Genomic DNA, 17,480 nt, shown 5'->3' with positions numbered 1-17,480 from the left:
GATCCACTCGCACCACTAGCCGACCGGGCCCGCGGCGATTAGCGTCTAGGCATGGCACGGGGCTTTCCCGGGCCAGCCGGACAGCCCGGACCTGCGACCTCGCGCACGGGGCCCGCATCCGACCCCGTGTCCACCGGGCACCGGACGAGGCGGAACTCGGGTGGCCGGGTGCCCATCCGCGGAGCAGGCCTGTGACCACTCGCCGTACCCCCGCCGGTGCCGACCGGACCCCGGCCGCGACCGCCACCACCCGCCGGAGCACCCGCGGTCGCCGCGCGGCCGCCGCGTCCGCCGGCACCGAGGAGCCCCGACCAGCCGGCACGGCCTTCGTCCTGGACACCTCGGTCCTCCTCTCCGACCCGGCGGCGTTCCACCGCTTCGCCGAGCACGAGGTGGTGCTGCCGCTGGTGGTGATCTCCGAGCTGGAGGGCAAGCGTCACCACCCCGAGCTGGGCTGGTTCGCCCGGCAGTCGCTGCGCATGCTGGACGAGCTGCGGGTGAAGCACGGCCGGCTGGACCGGCCGGTGCCCGCCAACGACCAGGGCGGCACCCTGCGGGTGGAGCTGAACCACACCGACGACGGCGCGCTGCCGCCCGGGTTCCGGAACGAGTCGAACGACGCCCGGATCCTCTCCGTGGCGCTCAACCTCGCCGCCGAGGGGCGCGAGGTCACCCTGGTCAGCAAGGACATGCCACTGCGGGTGAAGGCGGCCTCGGTCGGCCTGCGGGCCGACGAGTACCGGCACGGTCAGGCCAGCGACCCGACCTGGACCGGGATGGCCGAGCTGGAGCTGGCCGAGGAGGAGATCGGCCGGCTGTACGCGGGGGAGACGCTGGACCTCGACGCCGCCGCCGGCCTGCCCTGCCACACCGGCCTGGTGCTGCACTCGGGGCGCGGCTCGGCGCTCGGCCGGGTGCTGCCCGACAAGACCGTCCGGCTGGTCCGCGGCGACCGGGAGGCGTTCGGCGTGCACGGCCGCTCGGCGGAGCAGCGGGTCGCGCTCGACCTGCTGCTGGACGAGTCGATCGGCATCGTCTCGCTGGGCGGCCGGGCCGGCACCGGCAAGTCCGCTCTGGCGCTCTGCGCCGGCCTGGAGGCGGTGATGGAGCGCCGCCGGCACAAGAAGGTCGTCGTGTTCCGCCCGTTGTACGCGGTCGGCGGCCAGGAGTTGGGCTACCTGCCCGGCTCGGAGTCGGAGAAGATGTCGCCCTGGGCCCAGGCCGTCTTCGACACCCTCGGCTCGGTGGTGCACGAGAACGTGCTGGAGGAGGTCACCTCGCGGGGCCTGCTGGAGGTCCTGCCGCTGACCCACATTCGCGGCCGGAGCCTGCACGACGCCTTCGTCATCGTCGACGAGGCGCAGTCGCTGGAGCGCGGCGTCCTGCTCACCGTGCTGTCCCGGATCGGTCAGGGCTCGCGGGTGGTGCTCACCCACGACGTGGCGCAGCGGGACAACCTCCGGGTCGGGCGGCACGACGGGGTCACCGCCGTGATCGAGGCGCTGAAGGGCCATCACCTCTTCGCGCACGTCACCCTCAGCCGTTCGGAGCGTTCGCCCATCGCCGCGATGGTCACCGATCTGTTGGAGGACATTCCGCTCTGAGGCAGAGGTTTGTCCTGATTTGATGGCGCTCGCCTTGTGGCGCAGATCACATTTGGCGTCCTCGGTTTCCCATCGGCCTCACTGTGCGCAATGGTGTCCATCGAGCGCTTCCGACACACCACGAGCCCGGCGGAGAGCTGCGAGCACCGGTGCGTCGGCTGCGACCGAGAGGGTCGGGGCGCTCACGGCGCCGGCGCGGCCGATCGAGGGCCACGCGTCGCGCCGTGTCCTTGCCCCCGACGAAGGGACACTTCGTGAGTCGGCTGTGGAGCCGGTTCGGCGCCCGTACGGCCGCTGTCGCGCTGCTCTCCGTGGGCGTTGCCGGTGGCTTCTACCTGGGCGAAGACCGACAGACCCAGCAACAGGGCCTGACCGCGCAGGTCGGCCTCAAGGTCGACCGGACGGAGTACGCGTACCAGCGCGACCTCCAGGCCGACCACCGCCTGGCGTCGGCCAAGCAGCGGGCCGCCGAGTACCAGGCGAAGCTCCGGGCCGCCGCGGCGGCCAAGGAGGCCGCCGAGCGGGCCAAGGAGGCCGAGGCGGCGGCCGCGTCCCGCAAGAAGGAGCGGGAGGCCGCGGAGAAGGCGGCGGCCAAGCCGTACGACGGGCCGATCCCGTCCTCGTGCGAGGAGTTCAGCGGCAACCGCAAGATCGGTTGCGCGATCATGCTCGACGAGGGCTTCGGCATCGACCAGTTCCCCTGTCTGGACAAGCTCTGGACCAAGGAGAGCGGCTGGAACCACAAGGCCCTCAACGAGGGGTCCGGCGCCTACGGCATCCCGCAGGCCCTGCCGGGCAGCAAGATGGGCTCGGTGGCGGACGACTGGAAGACCAACCCGGCCACCCAGATCAAGTGGGGCCTCGGCTACATCGAGGGCCGCTACGACGACCCCTGCGGCGCCTGGGCGCACTCGCAGAGCACCGGCTGGTACTGATCGGACACCGACGGCGGGGCGTGCGGAGATTCGCACGCCCCGCCGTCGTCGTGCCGCGCTCAGGTGGCGGTCCGCCCCGATTACTGATAGCTCTTGACGGATGACCTGGCAGGACGGCCCGACGGGCGGCGACCCACACCGGTTCGGCACCGAGGCGTTCTACGCCTCCCTCGGCCGCGCCTTCGTCGCCATGTGCGCGGTGGTGCCGCTGCTGTTCCTCGTGGAAGCCGTCGATGTCGGCCTGAACGCCGACCTGGACGTCACCGCGGGCATCATCCCGCACCGCATCCAGGGGCTGGACGGCGTGTTCTTCTCGCCGTTCCTGCACGCCGGCTGGAACCACCTCTACAGCAACAGCATCCCGCTGATCCTGCTCGGCACCTTCGTGCTGGCCGCCGGCACCCGCCGGTTCCTCTGGTCCACCCTGGTGATCATCCTGGTCAGCGGGCTGGGGGTGTGGTTCACCGGCTCGCCCAACTCGGTGGTGGTCGGCGCGAGTGGGGTGATCTTCGGCTACCTCGGCATCCTGCTCACCCGCGGCATCGTCGAGCGGAGCTGGTGGAACTTCGCCGTCGTGCTCCTGGTCGGCCTGCTCTACGGCTGGCAGCTGCTCGGCATCCTCCCCACCGACGAGCGCATCTCCTGGCAGGGCCACCTGTTCGGGCTGCTCGGCGGGGTCGTCGCGGCGGTCCTGTTCCGCCGTCGCCGGGCCGAGGTCGCGGGGCGGGACCCGCTCGGGTCACCCCCGGTCACGTCGCCCTGACGGCGCGTCCATCGGCCGGCGGGACATGCTTGCCCGCGGCCACCGGCCCGCCTACCGTCGGGATCAGCACGCGTTGATCCCTGGCGAAGTGACGGGACGGTACGCCATGCGCGAGGTCGATGTCGCCGTGATCGGGGCCGGTCCCGCCGGGCTGTTCGCCGCCTACTACGCCGGGTTCCGCGGGCTCACGGTGGCCGTGATCGACGCGCTGCCCGAGCCGGGTGGGCAGGTCACCGCCATGTACCCGGAGAAGCTCATCCTCGACGTCGCCGGGTTCCCCGCCATCAAGGGGCGCGAGCTGGTGGCCAACCTGGTCGCCCAGGCCGCGCCCTTCCGCCCGGAGTACCTGCTCGGGGTGCGCGCCGAGAAGCTGTCGTACCTGGACGGGCGGCCGGTGCTCGGGCTGGCCGGCGGTGACCAGCTGCGCTGCGGCGCGGTGCTGGTCACCGGCGGGCTGGGCAGCTTCACCCCCCGCCCGCTGCCGGTGGCCGACAGCTTCGTGGGCGCCGGGATCGTCTACTTCGTGCCGCAGCCGACCGAGCTGACCGGGCGGGACGTGCTCATCGTGGGCGGCGGCGACTCGGCGTTCGACTGGGCGGTGACGCTGGCCCCGATCGCCCGCTCGGTGACCCTGGTGCACCGGCGGGACCGGTTCCGGGCGCACGCCTCGACCGTCGACCGCGTGCGTGCGCTGCCGGTGCGGATCGTCGTCAACGCCGAGGTGAGCCGGCTGCACGGTGAGGACCGGGTCACCGGCGCCGAGCTGACCGTACGCGGCGGCGCGGTGGAAACCGTGCCGGTGGACACCGTGGTGGCGGCGCTCGGCTTCACCGCCGACCTGGGCCCGCTCGCCGAGTGGGGGCTGAACCTGGACCGGCGGCACATCGTGGTCGACAGCGCCATGGCCACCAACCTGCCCCGGGTCTTCGCGGCCGGGGACATCACCGACTACCCGGGCAAGGTCCGGCTGATCGCCACCGGTTTCGGCGAGGCGGCCACCGCCGTCAACAACGCGGCGGTCGTCATCGACCCGACCGCGCACCTCTTCCCCGGCCACTCGTCCGACGGCACCTGACCGGCGCCAGGCGCGCTCAGGCGGCGGGCAGGCCGATCAGGTCGGCCATGAGCCCGGTCTGGTGGTCGAAGTACTCGTCGCGGTGCGGCAGCGTCCGGTTGATCCGGCCGAACAGCTCGAAGCTGATCAACCCGAAGAGCTGGGTCCAGCCGGCCATGCCCCGGGCCAGCAGGGCGGGCGGCAGGTCCACGGCGATCAGGGCGGCCAACTCGGCCACGTCCGACCGGAGCGGTTCGGGCAGGTCCTCGCCCGACGGGGTGAGCAGTCCGGCGGCCACCCCGTCGCGGAGGATGCCGACCAGGGTCACCGGGGGTCGCTGGGCCGGCGCCACGGTGTCGTCCGGCGCCGCGTAGCCGGGGACGGGGCTGCCGTAGAGCAGGGCGTACTCGGCGGGGTGGGCCAGCGCCCAGGACCGGGCGGCCCGGCACACGGCGTGCCAGCGCCCGCGCACGTCGGCCCGGTCGGCGCCGGCGTCGGCCGCCTCCACGGCGTCGCCGAGCGCCTCGTAGGCGTCGAGGATCAGCGCGGTGAGCAGGTCGTCCCGGCTGGGGAAGTAGCGGTAGATGGCCGAGGAGACCATGCCCATGTCCCGGGCGACGGCCCGGAGCGAGAGGTTCGCGCCGTCGGTGGCCAGGTGGCGGCGGGCGACGGCCTTGATCTCGTCGATCATTCCGGCGCGGACCCGGGCGCGGAGCGAGGGAGCGACCATGCCTCCACTCTGCCATGGACGAGAGCGCCAATCAAAACCGAGAGCACTGCTCTTGACGGAGAGGGCGGTCGGCATGCATGCTCTGTTGCGAGAGCGGTGCTCTCACATCGAACTCCTGCTTCGAAGGGTGGCCCCCATGGCCCTGCACGTGATCGTCGGCGCCGGACCCGTCGGCACCGCCACCGCCCGCCTCCTCGCCGAGCGCGGCGAGCGGGTGCGCGTGGTGACCCGCCGCGGCACCGGGCCCGCGCACCCCGCGATCGAGCGGATCGCCGCCGACGCCGCCGACGCGGAGCGGCTGACCGCGCTGACCGAGGGGGCGACGGCCCTGTACAACTGCGCCAACCCGGCTTACCACCGGTGGCCGCTGGACTGGCCGCCGCTGGCCGCCGCGCTGCTCACCGCCGCCGAGCGGACCGGCGCGGTGCTCGCCGGAGTCGGCAACCTCTACGGCTACGGCCCGGTCGACGCACCGATGACCGAGGCGACCCCGCTGGCCGCCACCGGCACGAAGGGGCGGGTACGCAACCGGATGTGGGCCGACGCGCTGGCCGCGCACGAGACGGGCCGGGCCCGGATCACCGAGGTACGCGGCTCCGACTACGTCGGCGCGGAAGGCACCTCGCTGGCCATGATGGTGCTGCCCCGGGTGCTCGCCGGGCAGCGGGTGTTCCTGCCGGTCGACTGGGACGCCCCGCACACCTGGACGTACATTCCCGACGTCGCGCGTACCCTCGTGGCCGCCGCGACCGACGAGCGGGCCTGGGGCCGGGCCTGGCACGTGCCCAGCGCCCCCGCCGTGTCGATGCGGGACCTGGCCGGCCGGGCGGCGGCCCTGGTCGGTGCGCCCGCGCCGCGGCTCATCCGGATGCCGTACCCCGTGCTCTGGGTCGCCGGGCTGGCCAACCCGTTCGCCCGCGAACTGCGGGAGACCGCCTACCAGTTCGACCGGCCGTACCTGCTGGACTCGACCACCCTCGGCGTCGAGGCGACGTCGCTGGACCGGGTGGTCACGGAGACGGTGGCGGCGCTGCGCGGGTGACCGGCCGCGGCGGCGGACCGAGGGCGGCGACCAGCACCGCGACCAGGGTCAGCCCCGCGCCCAGCAGGGTGGTCGGCGTCGGGTGGGAGGCGGCGGTGGGCAGCAGCACGTCCAGCAGGACGGCGCCGACGACCTGCCCCGCGATGGTGGCCAGGCCGAGCAGCAGCACGCCGGTGAACCGGACGAGGGCGGCGGCCAGCGCGATGAAAACGATGCCGATGGGCCCACCTACGTAGAGCCACGGCTCGGCCGGGAAGCTCCCGGCTGGGCGGCCCCGGACGGCGACCTCCACCGCGAAGGTGGCGAGCAGCGCCACCGTCCCGACCGTGAAGTTGACAAGCGTGGCGGTCATGGCGCTGCCGGCCGCCCCCCGGACCCGGCCGTTGACCGCCTGCTGCCAGGCGATGCCCACGCCGGCGGCCAGCGGCAGCAGGGCCAGCGCCAGGGCGCCCGGATCGCCGAGCCGGTCGCCCACCGCCAGCAGCACGGCCAGCACGGTGAGCACCGCGCCGACCAGCCGGTTCGGGGTGACCGGCTGCCGGCCGGTCGGGCCGATGCCGGCCCGGTCGACAAGCAGGCTGCTGCCGCTCTGCCCGGCCACCACGGCGACCGTGAACACCGCCACGCCGAGGGTGCCGATGGTCAGCCCCTGGGTGGCGACCAGGAACGCGCCGCAGACGCCGCCGAGGCACTGCCACGGGCGCAGCGAGCCGTCCCGGAGCGCGGCCCGCAGGGCCACCAGCCCCCGCCGGCCACCGGGGGTGGCGGGCACCAGCACGAGCAGCACCAGCAGGCCCACCCCGAACGAGACCACCGCGGCGGCGATCCCGTCGGCCAGCCGTACGCCGAGTTCGCCGTTGATCCGGGACTGGACGGCCACCGCGACCCCGGAGGCGGTGGCCAGCCCCGTGCCGGCGATCCGCCGCGTGGTCGACAGCGTCGGGGGCGCCGCCGTCCCGGTCGCGGTCACTCCTGCTCGGCCAGGGGGCGCCCGTCGAAGTCGACCGCCGAGTAGAGCGCCAGCTTCTCCAGCCGGTGGTAGGAGTCGATCACCCGGATCGTGCCGCTCTTGGACCGCATCACGATCGACTGGGTGTACGCCCCGCCCGCCCGGTAGCGCACGCCGCGCAGCAGGTCACCGGAGGTGACGCCGGTGGCCACGAAGAAGCAGTTGTCGCCGGTGACCAGGTCGTCGGTGAAGAGCACCCGGTCCAGGTCGTGCCCGGCGGCCAGCGCCTTCTCCCGCTCTTCGGCGTCCTTGGGCCAGAGCTTGGCCTGCATCATGCCGCCCATGCACTTCAGCGCGCAGGCCGCGGTGATGCCCTCCGGGGTGCCGCCGATGCCCATCAGCACGTCGACGTCGGACTCGCCCCGGGCCGCCGCGATGGCGCCGGCGATGTCGCCGTCGGAGATGAACCGGATGCCCGCCCCGGTGCGCCGGATCTGCTTCACCAGGTCGTCGTGGCGCGGCCGGTCCAGCACGCAGACCGTCACCTCGGCGGGGTCGGTGCCCTTGACCTTGGCGATCCGGCGGATGTTCTCGGCCACCCCGGCGTTGATGTCGACCACGTCGGCGTACATCGGGCCGACGGCGAGCTTCTCCATGTAGAAGACGGCGCTCGGGTCGAACATGGCGCCCCGCTCCGCCACCGCGAGCACGGCGAGCGCGTTCGGCATGCCCTTGCTCATCAGCGTGGTGCCGTCGATCGGGTCGACCGCCACGTCCACCAGGGGGCCCGTCCCGTCGCCGACCTCCTCGCCGTTGAAGAGCATCGGGGCGTTGTCCTTCTCGCCCTCGCCGATCACCACGACACCGCGCATCGGGATCGAGTTGATGAGCTTGCGCATGGCGTCGACGGCGGCCCCGTCGCCGCCCTCCTTGTCGCCCCGGCCGACCCAGCGACCGGCGGCCATGGCCGCGGCCTCGGTGACCCGGACGAGATCGAGGGCGAGGTTACGGTCGAGGTCCTGCGGGGTCCGCGTCCTGGTGGTTGTCATCACGGCTTCCTCCTCGCGACGGTGCGGGGTGGACCGGCGGGATGCGGCCGTCGCCGCCGCCGGTTTTGTCGCTGATCCTCACACGATCCCAGGTTCGACGCCGGAGCGGGGCGGAGGAGGCCAGGATCACGTCACCCGGACGGCTGCGAGAATGGCCCGGTGGAACCCGCACAGCCTGCCGACCGCGCACCGACCGACGCCACCCCGCCGGACGGCCAGCCGCCGGGGCGACCGACCGCCGGGGCGACCCCGCCGGCCGGGGAACCGGCCCTGGTCGAGCCGACCGGACCCGTTCCGGCGGCGGACGCCGGTGAGCATCCCGCCCCGCCCGCGCGGAAGGAGAAGGCCCGGTCCGAGCGGTCGCCGAAGGACATGGCGCTCTCGCTGCTGGTGCTGCTGGTGCCGATCGCCCTGCTCATCGCCTTCTACCGGGGTTTCCTCGGCGGGGACGCCCCCGTCACCGTCGACCCCGCGCCGGCCGTCGAGCAGGCCCGCGCGGCCAACGCCTTCCCGGTCGCGCAGCCGCGGGACCTGGGCTCCGACTGGCGTACGGTCAGCGCCCGCTACCAGACCGAGCCCGGCGGCGGCACGCTGCGCATCGGCTACCTGACCCCGGAGGGCCGGGGCGCGCAGCTGGTGGAGAGCAACGTGCCGGCGGAGAAGCTGCTACCGGCCGAGCTGAGCGGCGGCCAGCCGCAGGGCCCGGCCGACCTGCCCGGCGGCGCGAGCTGGCAGCGGTACACGGCCCGGGGCAACGAGCAGGCCCTCGTCCTGCTGGAGCCGAACCGCACGGTGATCGTCGTGGGTGACGCCGGGGAGGCGGAGCTGCGCGAGCTGGCGACCGCCCTGCGCTGATGTGCTCCCGCCGCCGCTGCCCCCCGGGGCCGGCGGCGGTCCGCTACGCTGCCCGGGCCCGACAAACCGGTACGCGTGACGCGTCCCGGACAGCAACCGGAAAGAGATAGCCGTGAACATTCGACGGTGGAGCGTCGGCGTCCTCGCCGCTGCCCTGTTCGTCCCCGGTCTGGCCGCCTGCAAGACCGAGGCCGACTCGCCGACCGCCGACAGCAAGTCCACCGCCCCGGCGGTGCCCGCGGACCCGAAGGAGGCGCTGGCCGCCTCCACCAAGGAGATCCAGAAGGGCAACTTCAGCTTCGCCATCAAGGGTGGCGAGTTCAACGGGGACGGCAAGGTGCACATGCCGTCCAAGAGCGCCGAGATGAAGATGTCGAGCGGGGCGTCCGCCGCCGAGGACTTCTCCATGACCATGCACCTGGTGTTCATCGACACCGACAGCTGGCTCAAGCTCGACCTGGACGGCGCGATGGCCGACGCCATCCCGGGCTTCAAGGCGACCAAGGGCAAGTACCAGCACCTGGACCGCACCCGGATCAAGGACGCCAAGGAGCTGAACTTCGACTTCAGCGACGTGGACCCGGCCGGCAGCGACAAGATGATCAAGGCGATCACCGACGTCAAGAAGACGGGCGAGGGCACCTACGAGGGCACCATCGACGCCAGCAAGGCCGCCGACTCGGACCTGCTCGACGCCGAGACCGTCAAGGCCCTCGGCGCCAAGGCCACCGCCGTGCCGTTCACCGCCAAGCTCGACGCGCAGGGCCGGCTCACCGAGTTCGCCGTGCAGGTGCCGGCCGCCGGCGCCGCCGAGGCGCAGACCGTGACCGTCACGTACGCCGACTACGGCACCGCCACCCCGGTGCAGGCCCCGCCGGCCGCCCAGGTCGTCGAGGCCCCCGCCAGCATCTACGAGATGTTCAAGGGCTGATCCTCCAGCGGTCGGGGGCGGCTCGCGCCGTCCCCGGCCGCCGACTCCGGTGCCGTCGTGCACCGGACAGGGATTGCGGAACACCGCTTCAGGGAACAGAAGGGGGCACGAGCCCGCCGGGGCCGACCACACCGGCCGGATCGGGCTCGTGCGCCGGAGCCGGCGTCCGGGCTGCGGCGCCCGACTCCGGCACCTCCGTGGGCCGGACGACCCACCTGGAGAGGTTGACGTGAAGATTCGACGCTTCAGCGCCACCGCGTTCGCCGCGGCGCTGCTCATTCCCGCCCTGGCCGCCTGCAACGACACCGGCACCGCCGGAGCGGGGGCCTCCGCGACCCCGGCCGCCTCGGGCAGCATCGCCCCGAGCGGCACGCCCGCCGGCGACGCCAAGCAGGCCCTGCTGGACTCCACCAACGCGATCCGCGACGGGAACTTCCGGTTCACCATGTCCGGCGCGGGCTCCACCGCCGAGGGGCAGGTGCACGAGCCCAGCCAGAGCGCCGAGATGCGGATGACGATCGGCGACCCGTCGTCGGACCTGATGATGAAGCTGGACCTGATCCACGCCAAGCCGGACAGCTGGGTCAAGCTGGAACTGGGCGGCAAGGCCGCCGCCAGCGTGCCGGGGCTGAAGAACCTCAACCTCGGCAAGTACCAGCACCTCGACCAGACCCGGATCAAGGGCAACCGGGCGCTCGGCTTCGACTTCGACAAGGTCGACCCGGCCGGCAGCGCGGTGCTGACCCAGGGCGTCACCGAGGTCCGGAAGACCGGCGACGGCGCGTACGCGGGCACCGTCGACGTGTCGAAGGCGGCTGAGGCGGGCTCGCTCGACCCGGCCGTGATCACCGCGCTCGGCGCGCAGGCCCGGTCGGTGCCGTTCACCGCCAAGGTCGACACGCAGGGCCGGCTCAGCGAGCTGGTGCTGCAGATCCCGGCCGCCGGCCAGAGCGCCGCGCAGGACCTGAAGATCACCTACTCGGACTACGGCAACGCCGCCGCCGCGCAGAAGCCCCCGGCCGACCAGGTCGTCGAGGCTCCGCCGGAGTTCTACAACCTGTTCAACTGAGCGTGCCGGCGGGACGGCTCCGGCCGTCCCGCCGCTCAGTCCTCGGCGCGCTGCCGGGCGGCGTCGATGCGGGCCCGGGCGCCGTCCAGCCAGCGCTGGCAGATCCCGGCGAGCTGCTCGCCGCGCTCCCAGAGCGCCAGCGACTCCTCCAGCGAGGTGCCGCCCGCCTCCAGCCGCTCGACCACCGAGGCCAGCTCGCCCCGGGCCTGCTCGTAGCTGAGCTGCTCGTCCTTCGTCGTGTCAGTCATCGGGTCCCATTCCATCAGCCGTCCACGGTGGCGGTCAGCTCGCCCTCGGCGAGGCGTACGCGCAGCGGGTCGCCCTTGGCCACCTCGGACGCGGCGCGGACCACGTGCCCGTCGGCGCGCTGGACGATGGCGTAGCCCCGGTCGAGGGTGGCCGCGGGGGAGAGGGCGCGCAGCCGCGCCAGGGTGTGCCGCAGGTCGTCGGTGGCGGCGCCCAGCCGGTGGTCCAGGCAGCGGCCGGTCCGGTCGCGCAGCGCGGCGACGTCGGTGGCCCGCTGGTCGACCATCACCTGCGGGCGGGCCAGCACCGGGCGGGAGCGCAGCAGGTCCAGCCGGTGCTGCTCCCGGTCGACCAGGTTGCGCACGGCCCGCTCCAGCCGGGACCGCGCCTGGCCGATGAGGCGCACCTCCTCGGTGAGGTCGGGCACGATCCGCTTCGCCGCGTCGGTCGGCGTGGAGGCGCGCACGTCGGCGACGTAGTCGAGCAGCGGCGCGTCGGTCTCGTGGCCGATCGCGCTGACCACCGGCGTGCGGCAGGCGAAGACCGCCCGGCAGAGCGCCTCGTCGGAGAAGGGCAGCAGGTCCTCGATGCTGCCGCCGCCCCGGGCGATGACGATCACGTCGACCGTCGGGTCGGCGTCGAGCGCCTTGAGCGCGCCCACGATGTCGGGCACCGCGCTAGGGCCCTGCACGGCCACGTTGACCGTCCGGAACTCCACGGCCGGCCACCGGCGGCGGGCGTTGGTCAGCACGTCGCGTTCGGCGGCCGAGGCGCGGCCCGTGATCAGCCCGACGCGGCCGGGCAGGAACGGCGGCCGGCGCTTGCGGGCCCGGTCGAAGAGCCCCTCGGCGGCCAGCAGCTTCTTGAGCTTCTCCAGCCGGGCCAGCAGCTCGCCGAGCCCGACCTGCCGGATCTCGTCGGCGCGCAGGCTGAGCGTGCCCCGGGCGGCGTAGAACTCGGGCTTGGCGTGCAGCACCACCCGGGCGCCCTCGCGCAGCTCCGGCGCGCCGGAGTCGAGCACGTCGCGGTTGGTGGTGACGGTCAGGCTGAGATCCGCCGACGGGTCACGCAGCGTCAGGAAGACGGTGCTCGCCCCGGGCCGCCGGCTGATCTGGGCGACCTGACCATCGACCCACACCCACCCCAACCGGGCGATCCAGGCACCGACCTTCTGGCTCACCACCCGGACCGGCCACGGCTCCTCGGACGTGCTCCGCTCCCCGTCGCTCACCCGCCCACCCTAAGCCCCACCCCCGACGAGCCCCGCGTCGATCATGAGGTTGACGGTGATGTCGATCTCCGTGGACGCCGCCCACCTCATGATCGACGGGCCGGCCGGAAGCCGGCACGTACGATGGTCGGGTGACTGAGGCTGAGACTTCCCGGACCGGCAAGCGCGTGCTCCTGGCCAAGCCCCGCGGCTACTGCGCGGGCGTGGACCGGGCGGTGCAGACCGTCGAGGAGGCGCTGAAGCTCTACGGCGCGCCGATCTACGTCCGCAAGCAGATCGTGCACAACAAGCACGTGGTGCGGACGCTGGAGGCCAAGGGTGCGATCTTCGTGGAGGAGAACGAGGAGGTGCCGGAGGGCGCCACCGTCATCTTCTCCGCCCACGGCGTGGCCCCCGAGGTCTACGAGCAGGCCAAGGCCCGCTCGCTCAAGGCGATCGACGCGACCTGCCCGCTCGTCACCAAGGTGCACCAGGAGGCCCGGCGGTTCGCCGCCGAGGACTACGACATCCTGCTCATCGGCCACGAGGGGCACGAGGAGGTCATCGGCACCGCCGGTGAGGCGCCCGCGCACATCCAGCTCGTGGACGGCCCGGACGGCGCCGACAAGGTCACCGTGCGCGACCCCGAGAAGGTCGTCTGGCTCTCCCAGACCACCCTCTCGGTCGACGAGACCCTGGAGACCGTGGCCCGGCTCAAGCAGCGGCTGCCGCTGCTCCAGTCCCCGCCCAGCGACGACATCTGCTACGCCACCTCCAACCGCCAGCACGTGGTGAAGGAGATCGCCCCGGGCTGCGACGTGGTGATCGTGGTGGGCTCGCGGAACTCCTCCAACTCGGTCCGCCTCGTCGAGGTGGCGCTGGACGCCGGCGCCCGCGCCGGATACCTGGTCGACTTCGCCCACGAGATCGACGACGCCTGGCTGGCGGAGGCCCGCACCGTGGGGCTGACCTCGGGCGCCAGCGTGCCGGACGAGCTGGTCCAGCAGGTGCTCGCGCACCTGGCCGAGCGCGGCTTCGCCGACGTCGAGGAGATCACCACCGCCAACGAGCGGCTGACCTTCTCGCTGCCGCAGGAGCTCAAGCGGGACCTGAAGGCCGCGGCAACCCGCGGCTGACCGGCCGGAACGAAACGACGGCCCGCCACGTCCAAGCGCTCATGAAGACTCCTCGGACAGCGCTCGTCGCCCTGCTCGCCGGCGCGGCGCTGACCGCCTGCGCCGGCCCGGGCACCGAGCCCGCCGGCCCCACCCCGACGGGAGCCACCCCGGTGACCAGCCAGCCCGACCCCGGTCCCAGCACCGGTCCGAGCATCGGCCCCAGCCGCCCGGATCCCACCTGGAAGGGCGGCCCGTCGAAGCCGCCCGGCCCCGGCGCCACCACGCTCACCGGTACGATCCGCGCCGGCGTCGAGCCGAAGTGCCTGCTGATCGACGACCACCTGCTGATCGGCGGCCCGCGTGACGTGCTCACGCCCGGCGCCCGGGTGGAGGTCACCGGCCACTCGGAGCCCGGCATGATGACCACCTGCCAGCAGGGCACCCCGTTCGTCGTCGAATCCGCCCGCCGCGCCTGAGCGCACGCCCGGGGAGACCGGGCCGGAAACGAAGGAGCCCCGCCCCCGGATGGGGGACGGGGCTCCGGACGTCAGCGGGTCAGTTGACCGCGCCGATCTCCACCGAGCCGCGGCCGACGACCGCGCCCTCCGTGGTGGTGACGGCCAGGTCACCGTAGAGCTCCCGGCCGGCGGCCGGGGTGGACTGGGCGGTCACCGTGCCGGTCAGGGTGGCGGTGGCGCCGTTCGCCAGGGCCAGCGGGGTGCTGGGGGCCGAGAGCGAACCCAGCGCCGGGGCGGCGAACGAGTCGCGGTAGTCGTACGCGGTGGTCGGGTCGCTCATCGCGTAGCCGTCCACGACCACCCGGTAGGTGCCGGCGGCCGGGTTGGACAGGGTGACCGCCTCCTCCGAGTCACCGTCGGCCGACTGGCCCACCCGGGTCGCGCCGAGGAAGACCGACAGGTCCAGGTCGGCGCTCAGGTCAGACGGGTTGCCGATCCGCGCGGTGAACGAGGTGGCCCCCGCCGGCACGTCCACCGTGTACTCCTGGCGGGCGCCCTGGGCGATGCTCGGCCGCTCGGCGTGCACGCTGGCCAGCGGGCCGCCGACGCCGGTCACCTGGACCGGGCCGAAGACGTTGGTCAGGCCCCAGCTCACCTCGGTCGGGGTGCCGGCGGTCACCGACGGCAGCTCGACCACGGCCGGCTCGACCTTGACGCCCTGCACCCGCGCCTGCAGCTGGAACGGGTTGTCCAGCGTCGGCGACGTGCGCCGGGCCTCCACCTCGATCTCCCAGACGCCCGGCAGCGGGTTCTGGTAGTCCCGCTCCTGCGGCTTGCAGACGGCGGCGTCGGAGAAGTTGGTGTAGCAGCCGGTGCTCGCGGTGCTCTCGACCGGCACGCCGTACGGGTTGAAGGCGATGAACCGGGTCTGCGAGCCGGTGGCGATGCCGGAGAGGTTGACCTGGAGCGCGCCCGCGCCCGCCGGAACCGTCACGAAGTACGAGGTGAAGCCGTTCCGCTCGACCGAACCCTCGGTGGAGAAGGAGTAGGCCGGGGCGGAGACCGCGGCCGAGGCGACCACGACGGTGGCGACCTCGAAGTCGACCACCGAGGTGGCCGGGTCGTCGACGGTCATGATCGCGCCGTGCGCGCCGGCAGTCAGCGGCTTGGCCTTCACCTTGACGGTGACGGTCTTGTTCAGCGGCAGCCACACGACCGCGGGGGCCGAGAAGGTGCCGTCGTTGCCGCGGAAGGCGACGGTGTGCTGGAGGCCCTTGTTCGGGCCGCTGGTGCGGGTCAGCTTGACCTCGTAGTAGCGGCTCTCCTTGACCTTCTGCCCGCCCTGGCCGGCCGCGCAGCGGTTGTAGATGCCGGTGCCCACGTGCGGGGTCGGCTCGAAGCCGCCGGTGGCCGGGTTGTACCGGGTCAGGTTGGCCGACAGCTCGGTGCAGACCGGCGCCGTGGAGGTGTAGTCGCGGGTCTGCACGCCGGCGGCGAGCAGGTCCCACGCGCCGGGCACGTTGAACATGCCGTAGCCCTGCGCGTACGTCGGGACGCCGGCGATCGGCTTCGCCGAGGTGTAGATGGCTCGGCGCAGCGCGGCCGGGGTGACGCCCTTGTCGGTCGCCCTGGCCGCCGACAGCAGCAGCGCGGCGGCGCCGGTGGCCTGCGGTGAGGCCATCGAGGTGCCGTTCAGCATCTGGTAGCCCGGGGGCAGCGGGTAGCCGGCCTCGGGGACCGGGTTGCCGGGCTGCCAGGTCGGCGCCGTGGAGATGGCCGAGCCGGGGGCGGAGATGTTGGGCTTGAAGCCGCCGTCCTCACGCGGGCCGCGCGAGGAGAAGTTGAACAGCGCGTTGTCCTTGCGGACGACCGAGCCGTAGTTGGCCAGCCAGGTCTCCTTGCTGACGTTCGCGGCCACGCTGACCACGTTGCCGGCCACCGAGGGGTCGCCGATGGTGTTCAGGCCCGGGCCGGAGTTGCCGGCCGAGATGAACATCTGCACGCCGTACGTGGTGATCAGGCTGTTGTAGAGCTCGGAGCGGGCGTTGGCGCCGTCGTTCAGCGCCGGCAGGCCGCCGATCGACATGTTGATCACGTCGACCTTGCGGTTGACCACCAGGTCCACCATGCCGGTGGTGAGCGCCGCCGCGGTGCAGCCGCCGCCCCACGAGCAGGCGCGGGCGGAGACCAGCTTGGCGCCCGGGGCGGCGCCGTCGAAGGCGCTGTTGCCCAGCATGTCGTTGGCGGCGGTGATGCCGGCGACGTGGGTGCCGTGGGTGCTCTCGATGATGCCGATGTTGACGAAGTCGTAGTACGGGCCGGCCTGGCCGTCGGCCGGCGCGATGTCCACGTTCTTCCGGTACTCGACCACGAACGGGATCTGCTCGCGGACCGCGGTGGCCGGGTTGTCCGTGCCGAAGTGGCCGACCTGGAACTTCTCCTTGTACGGCCGCATCGGCTCGTCGTCGGTGAAGTCGTTGTTCTGGTTGGCGTCGACCCGGACGTCGCCGTTGGCCGGGTTGTAGAGGATGCCCCAGAAGTCGGTGTTGTTGTCGCCGTCGCGGTTGACGTCGCCCCGCGCGTCGCTGCCCTGGGTGATGCTCTCGCGGAAGACGTTGAACTTGTAGGAGCCGGCGGGCGCGGTCCAGGTGCCCAGCGTGGTGGTGAACGAGGGGCCGGCCACGTCGGTGGCCATGGCGCGCCAGGAGGCGTCCTCGATCGGGTCGGTCGCGGTGACCCAGTCGACGATCTTGCGCTCGCCCGTGGTGGTCTTCTGCAGCGCCGGTTGGTCCAGGTCGACCCCGGAGTCCATGATGCCGATGGTGACGCCGCGGCCGTCCCACTCCGGGTGCGCGGCCTTGAAGGCCTCCGCGCCGGTCTCGTTGGTCGGCATGTACGGGTTGACCGGGCCGGTGTCGGCGCCCGGGCCGGCCAGGGTCTCGCCCTGCGCGGCGGTCTTCGCCCCGGCCGGGGCGGCCTCGGGGGTCGGGTCGGGGAGCTTGATGGTCTCGTCGAGGTCGACGGCGGAGACGCCGGGGAGCGTCGCGGCCTTGAGGACCTTCGCGGTGGGGACCTTGGCCAGCAGGTAGCCGACCTGGTCGTAGCGCTGGCTCACGGAGGCGCCCAGGCCGGCCAGCCCGTCGGCGACCTTCTCGGCCGAGCCCTTCTTGGCGGCGATGATCAGGGTGACGGTCGGAGCGTGCTTCGCCTCCGCCTCGTCCAGGAGCTTGGCGTCGTGGGCGCCCAGCGTCTTCGCGGCGGTCGGCTGCGGGACGTCGGGGGTGGCGGCGGGGGCTGCGCTCGCGGTCGCGGCGCCACCCCCGACGGTCATGGCGCCGGCCGCCAGGACCGAGGCGAAGAGCGCGGCGGAGGTACGCCGGCTCCGGTTGCGGGGTTGACTCACGTTCTCTTCCTCCAGAGAACAGGGCCCTACAGAAACAGGGCACACGTGACCGTGATCTTTCGGT

General features: G+C 73.2%; 16 protein-coding genes. 10 read left to right on the top strand and 6 right to left on the bottom strand.

Features of this window, described 5'->3' with window-relative positions:
* Positions 1 to 191: 191 nt before the first annotated feature.
* From FXF50_RS06915 to FXF50_RS06900, 4 genes are all read left to right on the top strand, one after another.
* The gene (locus FXF50_RS06915) at positions 192 to 1,604 is read left to right on the top strand and encodes a PhoH family protein (RefSeq protein WP_148426392.1); all 1,413 of its coding nucleotides are present in this window, start codon (positions 192 to 194) and stop codon (positions 1,602 to 1,604) included.
* A gap of 254 nt (positions 1,605 to 1,858) precedes the next feature.
* The gene (locus tag FXF50_RS06910; RefSeq protein ID WP_187399560.1) at positions 1,859 to 2,539 is read left to right on the top strand and encodes a lytic transglycosylase domain-containing protein; all 681 of its coding nucleotides are present in this window, start codon (positions 1,859 to 1,861) and stop codon (positions 2,537 to 2,539) included.
* A gap of 100 nt (positions 2,540 to 2,639) precedes the next feature.
* A complete protein-coding gene (locus FXF50_RS06905; protein WP_148426390.1) occupies positions 2,640 to 3,302 on the top strand; it encodes a rhomboid family intramembrane serine protease in 663 nt (220 codons plus the stop codon).
* Between the two features lie 106 nt (positions 3,303 to 3,408).
* A complete protein-coding gene (locus tag FXF50_RS06900) occupies positions 3,409 to 4,377 on the top strand; it encodes an NAD(P)/FAD-dependent oxidoreductase (RefSeq protein WP_148426389.1) in 969 nt (322 codons plus the stop codon).
* A gap of 16 nt (positions 4,378 to 4,393) precedes the next feature.
* On the opposite strand, the gene FXF50_RS06895 is transcribed toward FXF50_RS06900, so the two are convergent.
* On the bottom strand, positions 4,394 to 5,086 hold the full coding sequence (locus tag FXF50_RS06895; RefSeq protein WP_148426388.1) for a TetR/AcrR family transcriptional regulator: 693 nt from the start codon (positions 5,084 to 5,086) through the stop codon (positions 4,394 to 4,396).
* 136 nt (positions 5,087 to 5,222) lie between these two features.
* Between FXF50_RS06895 and FXF50_RS06890 the strand changes: the two genes are divergently transcribed.
* Entirely contained in the window at positions 5,223 to 6,128 is a 906-nt protein-coding gene (locus tag FXF50_RS06890) for an NAD-dependent epimerase/dehydratase family protein (RefSeq protein ID WP_148426387.1), read from the top strand.
* Here the strand turns inward: FXF50_RS06890 and FXF50_RS06885 are convergent.
* Entirely contained in the window at positions 6,097 to 7,098 is a 1,002-nt protein-coding gene (locus tag FXF50_RS06885) for a DMT family transporter (protein WP_148426386.1), read from the bottom strand. The genes FXF50_RS06890 and FXF50_RS06885 overlap by 32 nt on opposite strands.
* Entirely contained in the window at positions 7,095 to 8,126 is a 1,032-nt protein-coding gene (gene glpX / locus FXF50_RS06880; protein WP_148426385.1) for a class II fructose-bisphosphatase, read from the bottom strand. The genes FXF50_RS06885 and glpX overlap by 4 nt, the downstream gene beginning before the upstream one ends.
* 159 nt (positions 8,127 to 8,285) lie before the next feature.
* Here glpX and FXF50_RS06875 point away from each other — a divergent pair, with 159 nt between their 5' ends.
* From FXF50_RS06875 to FXF50_RS06865, 3 genes are all read left to right on the top strand, one after another.
* On the top strand, positions 8,286 to 8,981 hold the full coding sequence (locus tag FXF50_RS06875; RefSeq protein WP_148426384.1) for a DUF4245 domain-containing protein: 696 nt from the start codon (positions 8,286 to 8,288) through the stop codon (positions 8,979 to 8,981).
* A 112-nt stretch (positions 8,982 to 9,093) separates the two neighbouring features.
* On the top strand, positions 9,094 to 9,912 hold the full coding sequence (locus tag FXF50_RS06870) for a hypothetical protein (RefSeq protein ID WP_187399559.1): 819 nt from the start codon (positions 9,094 to 9,096) through the stop codon (positions 9,910 to 9,912).
* Between the two features lie 229 nt (positions 9,913 to 10,141).
* Entirely contained in the window at positions 10,142 to 10,981 is an 840-nt protein-coding gene (locus tag FXF50_RS06865) for a hypothetical protein (RefSeq protein WP_148426383.1), read from the top strand.
* Between the two features lie 35 nt (positions 10,982 to 11,016).
* Here the strand turns inward: FXF50_RS06865 and FXF50_RS06860 are convergent, their stop codons facing one another.
* Both FXF50_RS06860 and xseA read right to left on the bottom strand, forming a co-directional pair.
* Positions 11,017 to 11,229 carry an exodeoxyribonuclease VII small subunit gene (locus tag FXF50_RS06860; RefSeq protein ID WP_091321990.1) on the bottom strand — a complete coding sequence of 71 codons (213 nt, stop codon included), beginning with the start codon at positions 11,227 to 11,229 and terminating at the stop codon, positions 11,017 to 11,019.
* 14 nt (positions 11,230 to 11,243) lie between these two features.
* Positions 11,244 to 12,410: an exodeoxyribonuclease VII large subunit gene (gene xseA, locus FXF50_RS06855; RefSeq protein WP_222866034.1), complete on the bottom strand. Its 1,167-nt coding sequence runs from the start codon at positions 12,408 to 12,410 to the stop codon at positions 11,244 to 11,246.
* A gap of 179 nt (positions 12,411 to 12,589) precedes the next feature.
* On the opposite strand from xseA, the gene FXF50_RS06850 reads away from it, so the two are divergent.
* Together FXF50_RS06850 and FXF50_RS06845 are read left to right on the top strand one after the other, a co-directional pair.
* Entirely contained in the window at positions 12,590 to 13,573 is a 984-nt protein-coding gene (locus tag FXF50_RS06850; protein WP_148426381.1) for a 4-hydroxy-3-methylbut-2-enyl diphosphate reductase, read from the top strand.
* 41 nt (positions 13,574 to 13,614) lie between these two features.
* Complete coding sequence (locus FXF50_RS06845) at positions 13,615 to 14,031, top strand: hypothetical protein (RefSeq protein ID WP_148426380.1); 417 nt, start codon at positions 13,615 to 13,617, stop codon at positions 14,029 to 14,031.
* Between the two features lie 79 nt (positions 14,032 to 14,110).
* Here FXF50_RS06845 and FXF50_RS06840 read toward each other — a convergent pair whose 3' ends face one another.
* Complete coding sequence (locus FXF50_RS06840) at positions 14,111 to 17,416, bottom strand: S8 family serine peptidase (protein WP_148426379.1); 3,306 nt, start codon at positions 17,414 to 17,416, stop codon at positions 14,111 to 14,113.
* Between the last annotated feature and the right edge of the window lie 64 nt (positions 17,417 to 17,480).

The organism is Micromonospora sp. AP08, assembly GCF_008085935.1.
Lineage (GTDB): Bacteria > Actinomycetota > Actinomycetes > Mycobacteriales > Micromonosporaceae > Micromonospora > Micromonospora chersina.
Note: the sequence above shows the minus strand (reverse complement) of the source record. Positions and strands in the feature narration are given on the sequence as shown.